General features: G+C 48.3%; 12 protein-coding genes. 9 read left to right on the top strand and 3 right to left on the bottom strand.

Annotated elements, in window-relative coordinates; all coding sequences use genetic code 11:
- The first annotated feature begins 25 nt into the window (after positions 1 to 25).
- Positions 26 to 1513, top strand: coding sequence for a DUF1501 domain-containing protein (locus Pan161_RS05795; RefSeq protein ID WP_145224914.1), 1488 nt, complete (start codon positions 26 to 28; stop codon positions 1511 to 1513).
- Between the two features lie 33 nt (positions 1514 to 1546).
- On the opposite strand, the gene Pan161_RS05790 is transcribed toward Pan161_RS05795, so the two are convergent.
- Together Pan161_RS05790 and Pan161_RS05785 are read right to left on the bottom strand one after the other, a co-directional pair.
- Positions 1547 to 2905 carry an arylsulfatase gene (locus tag Pan161_RS05790; RefSeq protein ID WP_145224912.1) on the bottom strand — a complete coding sequence of 453 codons (1359 nt, stop codon included), beginning with the start codon at positions 2903 to 2905 and terminating at the stop codon, positions 1547 to 1549.
- Positions 2906 to 2967: 62 nt separating this feature from the next.
- Positions 2968 to 3957, bottom strand: coding sequence for a zinc-dependent alcohol dehydrogenase (locus Pan161_RS05785; RefSeq protein WP_232103637.1), 990 nt, complete (start codon positions 3955 to 3957; stop codon positions 2968 to 2970).
- Between the two features lie 170 nt (positions 3958 to 4127).
- Here Pan161_RS05785 and Pan161_RS05780 point away from each other — a divergent pair, with 170 nt between their 5' ends.
- Positions 4128 to 5162, top strand: a complete 1035-nt coding sequence (locus tag Pan161_RS05780) for a Gfo/Idh/MocA family protein (RefSeq protein ID WP_145224908.1) — start codon at positions 4128 to 4130, stop codon at positions 5160 to 5162.
- A 13-nt stretch (positions 5163 to 5175) separates the two neighbouring features.
- Here Pan161_RS05780 and Pan161_RS05775 read toward each other — a convergent pair whose 3' ends face one another.
- On the bottom strand, positions 5176 to 5673 hold the full coding sequence (locus tag Pan161_RS05775; RefSeq protein WP_145224907.1) for an acetolactate synthase: 498 nt from the start codon (positions 5671 to 5673) through the stop codon (positions 5176 to 5178).
- Between the two features lie 312 nt (positions 5674 to 5985).
- Between Pan161_RS05775 and Pan161_RS05770 the strand changes: the two genes are divergently transcribed.
- The 7 genes from Pan161_RS05770 to cpaB all read left to right on the top strand — a co-directional run bounded on the left by Pan161_RS05770 (position 5986) and on the right by cpaB (position 12593).
- Positions 5986 to 6591 carry an HAD family hydrolase gene (locus tag Pan161_RS05770; protein ID WP_232103636.1) on the top strand — a complete coding sequence of 202 codons (606 nt, stop codon included), beginning with the start codon at positions 5986 to 5988 and terminating at the stop codon, positions 6589 to 6591.
- Positions 6592 to 6830: 239 nt separating this feature from the next.
- Positions 6831 to 8567, top strand: coding sequence for a hypothetical protein (locus Pan161_RS05765; protein WP_145224905.1), 1737 nt, complete (start codon positions 6831 to 6833; stop codon positions 8565 to 8567).
- Complete coding sequence (locus tag Pan161_RS05760; RefSeq protein WP_145224903.1) at positions 8564 to 9766, top strand: hypothetical protein; 1203 nt, start codon at positions 8564 to 8566, stop codon at positions 9764 to 9766. Before Pan161_RS05765 ends, Pan161_RS05760 begins: the two co-directional genes overlap by 4 nt.
- 447 nt (positions 9767 to 10213) lie before the next feature.
- On the top strand, positions 10214 to 10534 hold the full coding sequence (locus tag Pan161_RS05755) for a Flp family type IVb pilin (RefSeq protein WP_315851556.1): 321 nt from the start codon (positions 10214 to 10216) through the stop codon (positions 10532 to 10534).
- A 161-nt stretch (positions 10535 to 10695) separates the two neighbouring features.
- Positions 10696 to 11016 carry a hypothetical protein gene (locus Pan161_RS05750; RefSeq protein ID WP_145224898.1) on the top strand — a complete coding sequence of 107 codons (321 nt, stop codon included), beginning with the start codon at positions 10696 to 10698 and terminating at the stop codon, positions 11014 to 11016.
- 100 nt (positions 11017 to 11116) lie between these two features.
- Complete coding sequence (locus Pan161_RS05745) at positions 11117 to 11461, top strand: hypothetical protein (RefSeq protein WP_145224896.1); 345 nt, start codon at positions 11117 to 11119, stop codon at positions 11459 to 11461.
- 160 nt (positions 11462 to 11621) lie between these two features.
- Positions 11622 to 12593, top strand: a complete 972-nt coding sequence (cpaB, locus tag Pan161_RS05740; RefSeq protein ID WP_232103756.1) for a Flp pilus assembly protein CpaB — start codon at positions 11622 to 11624, stop codon at positions 12591 to 12593.
- Positions 12594 to 12717 lie beyond the last annotated feature (124 nt).

The following is a 12717-nucleotide window of genomic DNA, read 5'->3' as shown; positions in this document are numbered from 1 at the left end:
ACATTATGCTTGAAAAGGACCTACGATGGCTTTAGAGCAACAGGCAAATCAGCAGAGCGGACATGCACAATTTTGTCGTCGCACCCGGCGGGAATTTCTGTGGGAAGCCGGTGGTGGCTTTGCGTCAGTCGCTTTAACGGGGATGATGTCAGCGGATGGTTTTTTGAACTCACAGGCGCTCGCCGCTGACGGTGTGAGTCAGTTTCAGAATCCGCTGGCTCCTAAAGATCCTCACTTCAAGCCGAAAGCGAAGAGTGTGATTTTCCTGTTTATGTATGGTGGTCCCAGTCACGTCGATACCTTTGACCATAAACCCAAGCTCTATGGTCTGGACGGCAAGACTGTTTCCGTAAAAACCAAGGGACGTGGTGGTGAAAAGAATGAAGGCCGCGTGGTCGGCCCCAAGTGGAAGTTCAAGCGATATGGAGAATCGGGTCAATGGGTTTCAGAACTGTTCCCTCATCTGGCGACCTGTGCGGACGATATTGCATTTCTGAAATCGATGACTGCAGATTCACCTATCCATGGATCAGCGATGTTGATGATGAACTCCGGGCGCATCCTGAGCGGTTTTCCCAGTCTCGGTTCGTGGCTTAATTATGGTCTGGGAACCGAGAATGAGAATCTGCCAGGTTATGTCGTGATGCTCGATCCGACCGGAGGGCCGATCAGCGGGGCCAAGAACTGGTCGAGCGGGTTTATGCCGGCTACTTATCAGGGAACCACCATGCGTTCAAAAGGGGCACCGTTGATTGATCTGCGTCGTCCAGAAGGCATGTCCAAAGCGGTACAGCGAGAATTACTGGATGCCTTGAAAGCAGAGAATGAAAAACATCAGGCCACCCGAGCCGGTAACTCGGAACTGGCGGCACGCATCGCCAGCTATGAGCTGGCTTTCAAAATGCAGCAGCATGCACCCGAAGCGGCTGATCTGGCTTCTGAAACCAGGCAAACTCAGGAATTGTATGGTCTGAATAATCCCCGTACGGCTGATTTCGGCAGTCGCTGCCTGCTGGCACGCAGACTGGTGGAGCGGGGAGTCCGATTTATTCAGCTCTACTCAGGGGGTAACCATAATGATGCGAACTGGGATGCGCATGGTGACCTAGTGAAAAATCATAGTTTTCATGCGGGAAACACGGATCAGCCCATTGCCGCGTTGATTAAGGATTTAAAAGCCCGTGGACTGTTTGATGATACGATCATTGTCTGGGGCGGAGAATTTGGCAGACAGCCCACTGCGGAATATGCAAAAGGGACCGGACGCGATCACAATTCCGCCGGGTTCACGATGTGGACTGCCGGCGGCGGGATTAAAGGCGGGATCTCAGTCGGCGCGACTGACGAACTGGGGGCGGCAGCGGTGGAGAAACCATTCCATGTGAAACGCCTGCATGCCACGATTCTCAATCAAATGGGCCTCGACCCTAACCGGCTCTCCTACTTCTATGGCGGTCTGGATCAGAAGCTGGTCGGAGTCGAGCATACAGAGCCAATTCACGAGATTATTTAGCTCTCGGGCACTGTTTGAGAATTCACCTGCCCTTCAATCCGAAGCAGTCTGGCTCTCTTTGATCTGCTGCTGCATATGGGTGACGATTTGTGGATGCTGTTCTGCCACATTGTGGTCTTCGCCAATATCGGCTTCCAGATCATAGAGTTCCAGCGGTTTTTCTGACTTCACGCGAACCGCTTTCCACTGGCCAGCTCGTAAAGCTTCTTTTCCACGATATTTCCAGAACAACGTTTCGTGAGTGCGCTGCGGTTTTGCGAGTAGTTCAGGTAGATACGAAATGCCATCGATATTTTGGGGAGGTTTGACTCCTGCTAAATCACAGGCTGTGGGGAGAAAATCCCAGAACGCGCTGATGTGATCTGTTGTTGTGTCAGGCTGGATCTTCCCGGGCCATTTGACGATCAACGGGACCCTGATTCCTCCCTCGTATAGATCGCGTTTATAGCCACGCAACGGCCCGTTCGAGTTGAAGAATTCAACCTTGTGATTTCCTTCCTGATGAGGTCCGTTATCGGATGTGAAGAAAATAATGGTGTTGTTTTCCAGTTTCAATTCTTTCAGCAGCGAAACGAGACTTCCCATGTCCCGATCCAGCCGCGTGATCATGGCAGCGAATCCTTTTTCCGGTGCAGGCCAGTCCCTGTCAGCATAGATACCATACTCGGGGACTTCCATACCATCATTGACTGCGCGGCCCCCTTCATTATTGGCATGGGGAATCGTGTAGTGTGCCTGCAGGAAAAAAGGTTGATTTGCTTTCAGACGGATAAACTGGAAAGCTTCCCGGCTCAATAAATCATGTGAGTAGATTTTGCGATTGACAGAGACCCGTTTCTGTGGACCGATTTTGTTACCGGGAAGGCCTACTTTCTGTTCATTCTTCCAGAGATATTCGGGATAATAATTGTGAGCATTTCCCTGATCGAGATATCCAAACCAGTAATCAAATCCCTGCTGGCTGGGAACGCCACTGGTTTCAGGAAGCCCGAGCGCCCACTTACCGACACCTCCTGTGGTATAGCCTGCTTCTTTTAAAAGCGTGGTGACGGTCGTTGTACCTGCCGGGAAAACATACTGTTCATTCTGGCTGATGGGAGTGTGTCCGCTGTGTTGACCAGTCAGTAACACCAGTCGCGAGGGGCGACAGACGGTATGCCCGGAATAGTGACTGGTGAACCGCATGCCCTCTTTGGCCAGCTGGTCGATGTTCGGGGTTTGAATCACCTTCTGCCCATAGCAGCCCAGGTCTCCGTAACCGAGATCATCGGCCATGACGTAGATGATATTGGGAGTCTCTGCTGCATCAGCTGATGCCGTCAATAAAAGAGTGAACAGGAAAGCACATGGAATGAAAAACAGAAAACGTCGCGGGTATGTAAAAGGAAGCATTGGAAACCTGCTACAGGGAGAATAATTAATGGGATTGTGCAATCGATGATTAATATTGTGTCTTAACGTGATTGTTTTAATGCTGGAAATTCAACGATGACTTTGATGACGCCATCCCGGCGATCGCGGAACAGTTCAAATGCCTGCTGGATATCAGCCAGAGGGAACCGATGTGTGATGATCGGCGTGACGTCGATACGATTTTCCGCGAGCCATTGCATCGCCAGTGGAAAGTCGCGGTTGAAATCGGGGTTCATACTGGAATAAATGGTGATATTTTTGAAGACCAGATCGCGCAGTCGAACCTGGTCGATTGTTTCCGGCGGGACTCCAAACACGAGGATACTGCCTGCCTGCCGACAGAGTTCGATGCAGAGGTTCAACTGCTGATCGGCATGACCGACGGCCTCGATGACGATGTCAGGCAGTTCCCCTTTCAGGATTTCTCTGACTGCTGATATGGGATCAGTGTGCTGATTGCAGATGGTGGCGGTCGCTCCCATGGAGGGGCTGATCTGCAGTCGAGATTCAAGCAGATCAATGCCGATGATCTCCCTCGCTCCCAGATTGCTGAGAGCCGCATTCATCAGTTGCCCCATTGGTCCCTGCCCGACGACAGCGATCGTTTTATCCAGCAGATTGGGAAGTTTTTTGAGAGCGAACAGCGCCGTTCCCAATGGTTGTGCCATCAAAGCATGTTCTTCGGGAATATTGGTGGCGATGGGAATGGTCCGCGCCTCATCCAGGATGAAACGTTCCTGCAGCCCCTGCTGCATTACGGGAACAGCGAGAACCCGGTCCCCTGCTTTCCAGCGCCGGCCATTTGTGGCTGTGACCGTCCCGATCATTTCGTGAAGCGAGTGACCGATTTCGATTTCCCATTCATCGCTGCCTGTGAAGTAAGGTAAATCAGAACCGCAGAGACAAGTCGTTTCCGGCTGGAAGATGATTTCTCCGTGACCAGCTTCGGCTCTGGTGACAGGTGACAGCACCGGTTCGGGGATCTCGATAAGTTCGATCTTTCCGGGAGCGACAAGGTGGCTTGCTAACAATGAACTGATCCTGAAAAATGAGATGCCATGAATGTTCCTGAAAAATAAGTCAATTCTGGAAGCTGTCATGCGGAATGGGTATAGTAATATAAAATATACAAAACAGCTTCAATTGCAATGTTGAGCCGCTGTGCTGCAGCAAAGCATCAGATGATTCAGGGAGCCTACGGATGGAGAAGCAGATTACGGTGGCAGTGCTGACAAATGAGACGGGAGCACATTTAAGTGCTTACTTTGGGGCGTTGAAGGAGATCAAGGCGGTTAATGAGGTGGTCCTGTCAGATCCCGGACAGACTCAGGTGGAAGCGGCGCGAAGTCAGCTCGGATCAAAACTGACTGCCGTTTATGACCAACCCGAAACTCTGTTTCAGCAGGAAAAACCGGATCTGGTTCTGGTGACAATGCAAGCCAGGCAGGCCCCGCGGGCCATTGATCTGGCATTAGACAATGGCTGTCATGTGTTTTCAGAAAAGCCGGCTTGTCTAAGTGTGCAGCAGTTTGAACCTCTGGTTCAGAAGGCGGAAAGCAAACATCTGCATTTATCACTGGCGCTGGCGAATCGCACGAATCCGGAGATCCAGTTTGCCCGGTCTTTGATTCAGGGAGGTTCACTGGGAAAGATCTTTGGTGTGGAAATGACGCTTCTGGCAGATCAGACACGGCTGAAAAGTACCGCCTATCATAAGAGCTGGTATGCCCATAAGGATCAGGCAGGTGGTGGTTTTTTATCGTGGCTGGGAATTCACTGGCTTGATTTGTCGATGTATCTGACGGAGTCTTCCATCACCGATGTGGCAGGGTTTACTGCTTTGGTAGGCGGCCAGCCGATTGATGTTGAAGACTCAGCGACACTCTCATTTCGTTACGCTGCTGGTTTTCTGGGAACATTGACAGCGGGGTATTATATGAAACAAGGCTACCAGTCGATGATTAAAATCTGGGGGAGCAAAGGCTGGCTGGAAATGCTGCCTTTCGAAGAACGGCCTCTGGAATGGACGCTGAATCACAATGGCAAAACGTTGAAGTTTGACAAATCAACTGAACCACGTGGCTACACACCCGCTGTCGAGAAAGCAGTTTTAGCCGTCGCGAATGATCAACCTCCGCTGCTGACCAGCCGCGAGAGTTTAAGAATCATCAGAACGATTTATGCTTTTTATGAAGCAGCCCGATCCGGAAAGACCCAGACGATTTCGCCAGACTGAAACTGGTTTTTACTCAAATATATTCGTCGTCGTCTTTCAGATCTTTCTCGGTGATGATGCGATGCCCCTGCTCTGATAAGGTTTTGATACCGAGGTCGATATCATCTACACATAAAGCGATTGCACCTCTGCCGTGTCTGCGATAGAGCAGCGGGTAGGTGTAATCGATGTTGACTTCAGCCTGCAGCAGCGAAAGACAGATCCGCATGTAAGGCTGTGTGTCATCGGGAAGTTCGACGCCGATCAGGTCTTTTTCAAAGAAGGTATAGTTGGAGAGTTCAAAGATTTCCCGGGCATGCTCGTAATTATCTAGTACGATACGACTCATTGCCACATCGACTGAATCGACCGTACTCAAAGCGATAATTCTGAGATCAAATTTTTCCAGCAGTTTTAATAGTTGATGGAGATACCCGACGCGGTTTTCCATAAACACACAGAATTGTCGCAGGCAGGGCCACTCTTTACCTGGTTCTCCGGTAGGGTAGGCAGATTGATCTTCGAATTCCATCTATTATTCTCTCCACGATGTGAACAAATCAGGATTGAAAGATGGCACAGAACATCATTCGAACCTGAACTTGCAGTGTGACAGGAACCAGAACAATCGGCTCTCATCAAGTTCTTATCTACCGGCAATTTAAGAAAATAACCCGATAGCGTCAATAAGAGGTCTATTCTCCTGTTCCCTGACTGAGTAAATAAGTCTCCAAGGGCAGAATTCCTCTGGTGTCAAGCGGGAAGATACTTATGATTCGCAGCAGAAATGGATCATGTCCCAGTTCGATCCTTAATAATCAGCCTGTATCCAGGAGTTTCTGCATTGATACGTACTTTTCTGTTTGATATGGGGAATGTGCTCGCTTTTTTTTCACATGATAAGATGTGTGAACAAATGGGGGCACTCTGTGGTAGATCCCGGGTGGAAATTCAGAATCTGTTGATTGAATCCGGGATCCAGTGGGAATACGAGCGTGGCAAGCTCTCTCCTGCTGAATTTCACAGCTGGTTCGAACAGGCGGTGGAAAAAACAGTCGATTTTAATGCGTTACAAACTGCAGGTTCGGACATTTTTGATCTGAACAACTCTATCATTCCGGTGCTGGATTCTTTGAAATCTCAGGGCTATCGATTGGTCCTCCTGTCGAATACATGCGTGTCTCACTTCGAGTTCATCTGGAATAAATACGAGGTCCTGCAGCGATTTGATGACTATGTAACATCTTACGCTGCCGGTGCAATTAAGCCGGAACCAGCCATTTTCGAATGTGCTCTGGAGAAGATCCAGTGTGCACCAGAGGAGGCTTTCTATACAGATGATGTCGCCGAGTATATCAGTCTCGCGCGCCAACTGGGGATTCAGGCTGAGGTCTTTAAGGGCACCGAGGCGCTGATTGAACAACTGGCACGTCGTGAGATCCGGATCTAAGCGAAATTGATCCGAAGTCGTATCAATTTTACAGTGATGAATGATTTTACCCGTGTTTTACAGATTGTTCAGCATTCTTATCTGCCTCTTCGTTCTGTATCAGGTTCTGTGCAGTCGCTTCCATTATTTGGAACGTTGTTTGCGGTATGTTTTCGCGATCTTTCGAGGTACGCCCCGTGTTTGCTCGAATTTCAGCGTAAAATTAGAACTTATCGTTCGTTACAAAAGTGGAAGGCGTTATGTCGGTCGATTCTTATCCAGAGACGCGGGAGTCACAGCATCCTGGCAGTAAGCAGCGGTCTTACCGTGAATTGTGCTCGATGGGATGGCCTCAGTTAGTGACCTGTATCTGGTTTGCACTGCTATTTTTCTACTTTGGTAACGTACATCTTTTTTATTCCGACATCTGGGGACATGTTTCCTACGGTGAATGGATTGTTGCCCATCAGAGTTTACCCGTGTATGACCCCTTTCTCTCTCTGGCAGAAGGGGTCAAAAGTATTGATGCGGCCTGGCTCTCACAGGTTTTCTTTGCCAAAGTTTATGAATCATTTGGCGTACGGGGCATGTCGCATCTCTTTGCATTAACAGTGTTCACAACCCATGTCCTGTTCTGGCTGGCTTTTTATCTGAAAACCGGGCGAGCAGGCATTAGTACTCTGGCGTCATTTCTGCTGGTTGTCTTTTCTTCAAGCCGCATCGCGATCATTCGTCCAGAGATTTTCGGAACGCTGTGTGTTGCGCTGATGCTGGTCATCATGGCCTGGTCAGAGAAATATGATGTCTGGGTCCGAAGGGGCATTCCAGACAATGACACTCAAAATTCCCGAAAAAAAGCACCTTTGGTGTTACTGCTGGCACTTTATCTGGGGATTCCGCTCATTTTTCTGGCATGGGCAAACCTGCATGGATCCTTTGTAGTTGGACTGGCCATTGTGGGACTGCAATTTCTAGGCAGAGTTCTGGAAGTAGGCTGGCGAACAAGGAGTCTGGTTCAGGTCTGTAATGATCCCTGGGTCAGGCGCTGGCTGGTGGTAACTGAACTGTCTGTCTGCGGGGCACTACTCAATCCTTATCATATTGATCTGTTCCTCAATTCTCTGACGTTTCCACGAAATCCCAACTTAAAAGATGTACTGGAGTGGGAGCCACTCGAGTTCAGAGATGCCGAAGGGATCTGGTTCTGTACTTCCTGGGTGCTGATGCTGGGGCTGTACCGCCACAGCCGGGCAACTATCAGAACAGCAGACGTCTTGCGGGTGGGACTGCTGTCTCTGGCTGTGATTGTGGGAGTCAGAATGATTGGCTGGTTTTCTGTTGTTTTTGTTTATGCCATGGTTCCACATCTGTCAAATGTCATCCCCCGGAGAGAGTTACTGGTTCCTGATTTGAATACAGATTCAAATCAGCAGATTCCCTTCTGGTCCCGAAAAACGCCTCTGATTACAGCGGTTTGTGCATTGATCGTCTGGTTTGGATTTGCATTTTCTAATGTTGCGACACCTTTATTTGGCGGGAAGCCTCGCCCGCTGGATAAAATTTACAGTCAGGGAACTCCCCGTAAATTGACAGAGTTTTTAAAAGAACATCCTCCACAAGGGCAGTTATGGAATCCTCAGTGGTGGGGAGACTGGCTGGTCTGGGATGGACCTGCGGGGATGAATGTATTTATGACTACAAATGCGGTACATCTCACACCGCCTCGGGTCTGGAAGGATTATCTGGGGATCGCCAGAGCCAATCGAGGTTGGCAGTCGGTTGCGGAAAAATATGCTGTCACCACATTCATCGTGCATAAGGAGAAACAGGTTCAACTGGATAGACAGGTGCGCAGACTGGAAGGGTTTAAAGTGGTTTATGAGGATGACCTGAGTGTGGTGGTTTCACGAGAACCAGATTTAATTGCTGCTACCAGTGAAGATAAATCTGAGGATACAGAACAGTCGACGAATGTAAAACAGGAGGTGCAACCATGAGTCCTCAAGTCATGTCTCTGAAATCCAAACTGAAACTGACAGGGTTTCTGTGTTTTCATCTGCTACTGGTTGGTATTGTTATCGCCTGGGGAGCGATTCGATTCCAAAGCTGGGAACAGCAGAAGCAGATGCCGGAATTACGATTAGTTCCTCTGTCTGTCACACCGCAGTATGACCGGCCGGAAATTGTCTCCAACGAAGATCTCGTAAAAGTGCTGAATCGGCTACGGCCTCAATTCAGGGGCAAGTCGCCACGGATAAATCATGTGGATCATGCGTTGCGTTTCTGGGGTATTGAAGCTGAATTTGATGATTCTCATTCACTTTCAGGTATCGAAATGAGGGATATTTTACTGGATCATCGCCGATTTGGAGATGTCTGGGGGGAAAAGACCGATCCGCTTTTAGTTTATAACCAGTATGGAGTCAGACCCCGCGTGCAGGAGGGGTTAGCAACATCGAGTCATGAAGATCATACACTCGCCACCCTGGCAGAGGTGGGAACGCCCGCTGATTATCCGGTAGTCACATCAGAGGGAGAGACGACGCTGGCCACTATGATCGAGGAAACGATGCGATCCTTCACGCTGAACCAGGTAGAGTACGAATGGTCTGCTGTAGTATTTGCTCTGTATTTGAATACCCCTCGGGACTGGATGACGTCCGAGGGGCAATATATCAATTTCGATCTGATCTCCGAGCGGATTATGCGACAGCCTCCCGTCAAAGGGGTCTGTTATGGGAATCATCGATTACATGCGCTGGTGATACTCCTCAGGGTGGATGAGCAGACTCCCATTCTGACAGAAGCAGGTCGTAAGAAGATCGTAAAATATCTTCAGGGGATAACCAGTCTGCTGGTTAAAACCCAGTCAGAAGAAGGCTTTTGGGATAAAAACTGGGATGGCCAGCCTCTGGATCAGACTTCAGAGAAGAAATTTGCTCCTGTCGCTCGCCGGGTTCTGGCAACCGGTCATGCCATGGAATGGTGGTCTCTGGCACCTTCCGAGGTTTTACCTCCCGATCAAACCCTGCAGAAAGCCGGGCACTGGCTAGTGGAGACCATCCAGCAGATGCCTGAATCTGAGATTCAAAGCAGCTATACCTTCCTGTCTCATGCAGGACGTGCGCTCGCACTTTGGCGGGGGAAATTTCCCTATCAGATTAACTTATCCGGTCAGGGTGCCGAAGACCTTTGATCGTTTTACACATGATCTGAAGGCAGGTTCCTGCTTCTCATTCTCTGTTTTAATTGAGCTGAGAATCCGCCTGCTACGGCTTGTGCATCATGGGTAACATATTGTTTCAGAGTGTTAACTATTGGAAACATCGTTGTGCCGTAACATTCACTGGAGACTGGTCAATTCTATTTTTATCGGAATTGGTGCAAAAAACGATAATTGAGGATTTTATCGGTGATGATGTTATTTTCAGTTATTGTGAGAAGGCGCAAGATGCAATGTGGAGTGAAAATGCGAAAAATATGTGTTGTGGGTCAAAGTGGCACATCGTCTGCTGTATTTTTGCAACGTCTGCGCTGGGCGTGAGCAGACGTGTTAATTTACTCGGATGTTGAGAGCTGCATTTGCTTGCGGTGCATCGAGTAGGCATTAACCATTTGACCTATGTGAGGAGTACGAATGAAGATGTTTCAGCAGTTTTGGAATGATGAAAATGGTTTCGTCGTTTCTACAGAATTAGTGCTGATTGCTACTGTATTGGTTCTCGGCATGATTGTCGGACTGACTACATTGCGCGATCAGGTAATCGCGGAACTTGCAGACGTTGCCGCTGCATTTTCTAACAGTAACCAGAGCTATTCCTTCTCAGGAATCACCGGTCACTCATCCAGTACTTCTGGTTCGTTGTTCACTGACAACACAGACTTCTGTGATGTTGCAACAATGACAGCTGAAGAATTTGCGCACTGTATTTCCATCGTCGTTGCAGAGCCAGAAGGTTCATAGGTGTTGTACCTTTCAATGGGGTGAATACTCACTCCAAACTTTACGAATCTAGCACCAGATATCTTATTCAGATTCGTTAATACTGATGTTTCAATTTTCTTTCAAAATGTTCAAATGAACTGTTAAATTAGTTCACAAAATAATGAGGAGTTAGAATGAACATGCTTACTAAGTTCTGGAATGATGAGGCCGGTTTTGTTGTCTCGTCTGAACTCGTACTGATCGGCACAATCCTGGTTTTAGGTGTTGTCGTTGGTCTGGCTACCGTTCGTGATCAGGTTGTTCAGGAATTGGGTGACCTTGCATTAGCTATTTCAAACATTAATCAAAGTTACAGTTTTTCAGGTGTAACAGGACACACATCCAGCACGGCTGGTTCCGTGTTCACTGACCTGACTGACTTCTGTGATACCACCACTGATGGTGCTGGTACCGAACCAGAATGTATCAGCGTACAGATTACAGCTGCACCTGAAGGTTAAGCTGTTTGAAGTTCTATTATCTGTTTCCGGAGACGCCCCTCCGGAAACAGATGATTTCTAAAGTTGTTCGACTTTGGTACATAAGATGCCTGAATAGTAAATGTTTGTTAAATTTCAGTCTAAATTTTACTCAGACGGGATTCGTGTAGGAATGAGAATTGCTTCTCAATTATGGAAGGAAGAAGGCGGAAGTGTTTCCCCATTTGCGACGGTCTTGTTGATGACAATTCTGCTTTTGGGGCTTCTGCCAGGGGTCGTAACTTTGAGAGATCAGATTGTTCAGGAGTTCGGTGATATGGCCGTTGCGCTCGAGAGCATTGATCAGTCTTATAGTTATACTTTCAATGGTGTAACCAGCCAATATATTGATTCCAGCAGCGTGAGCGATACAGCGGGTGATGCACCTGCCGGGCTTGATTTAACAATACCAGCAACAAGCGAATAAACAAAAGAGCCGGATGCTGTTTTTAGTTTCCGACAGTAATCAAACGAGAGTGTATTTCATCTGATGTCTGGTGAAGGCCGACGACAGTTGATATCAAACCAAAATATCAAAATCCGAAGATTTCAGGGAAGTTAGCGTGGCAAAAATTAGTCCAGGAACGATGACGGCAGCGATTTTCGCAATCCTACTAGGTCTCGGCGCAGCATATACTGTGAGACAGTTTCTACATGAGAAACCAAAGCCTTTCGTGTTGGCTGAAGATCCACCGGCAGGACCCAAGAATATGCAACTTCCTATTGCTTCGCGTGATCTGCTTCCAGGCCAGTCACTCTCTCTCGACGATATTTCAATTCTGCAAATCTCTCCCGAACTGCTTGCGAAACGCTATGATTCAAAAGGCAAACAGCGGATTATGGCGAGCCAGTATATCACTGGGCGAACACTCAAAACAGCGATTAAAGCAGGTCAACCTTTTCATACAGTCGATCTGTTTGCGAACGGAATGGGACCCGGGATTTCAGAAATACTGGAACCTGGAAACCGGGCTGTTACAGTGGCAATACACAAAATTGGTAATGTGGCTGGTTTTTCTCGTCCGGGTACTGTAGTTGATGTACTATTCCGTTCCAATGAAACGGAAGGGATTCCAGAAACCACAATCACTCTTCTTGAAAAAGTACGCGTCCTGGCTGTGGGAGACATGGCTGTTCCCGGGCACAAGGTGGGAACCGGGAGTAACGTTGAACATCCCGTTACACTTGAGGTTTCTCCCGAACAGGGGAAAGTACTTAAAGTGGTAGAAGATCACGGCATATTAAGTCTGGCTTTACGCCATCCCAATGAAAATACAGAGGTTGTTTCAGCGGGTCGAGCCAGCGATCGACTGACACTTTCAAATATTCTAGGCTTCATTCCTAACCGGCGCATTTCCAGTATGGATATCTATCGTGGGGGCAGTCTGAATACGGTGCATTTCAAAGGTAACCGTGCATACAAAAGTCAGAGCTGGATTGATGCTATTGAGACACCAGTTGCTTCAGAAGTCCTCCCCTCCGGCAAAGCAACGACTACTATGACACCACCATCCGAAAACAAAACTTCAGAGATTTCGACACCTGTCAGTGGGTTGTAATATCTGCCGGATTATACGTGTGATTCTCGACTCGAAATCGGATGATCGTAAGTAGCGGCGTGGATAGTTAACTTTGAGCATAGCTCCATGTGACAGTCAGGGTGCGCATCGACTTCAAAGACTG

Source organism: Gimesia algae (assembly GCF_007746795.1).
GTDB lineage: Bacteria > Planctomycetota > Planctomycetia > Planctomycetales > Planctomycetaceae > Gimesia > Gimesia algae.
The sequence above is the reverse complement of the archived record's forward strand: the minus strand, read 5'-3'. Positions and strand labels throughout refer to the sequence as shown.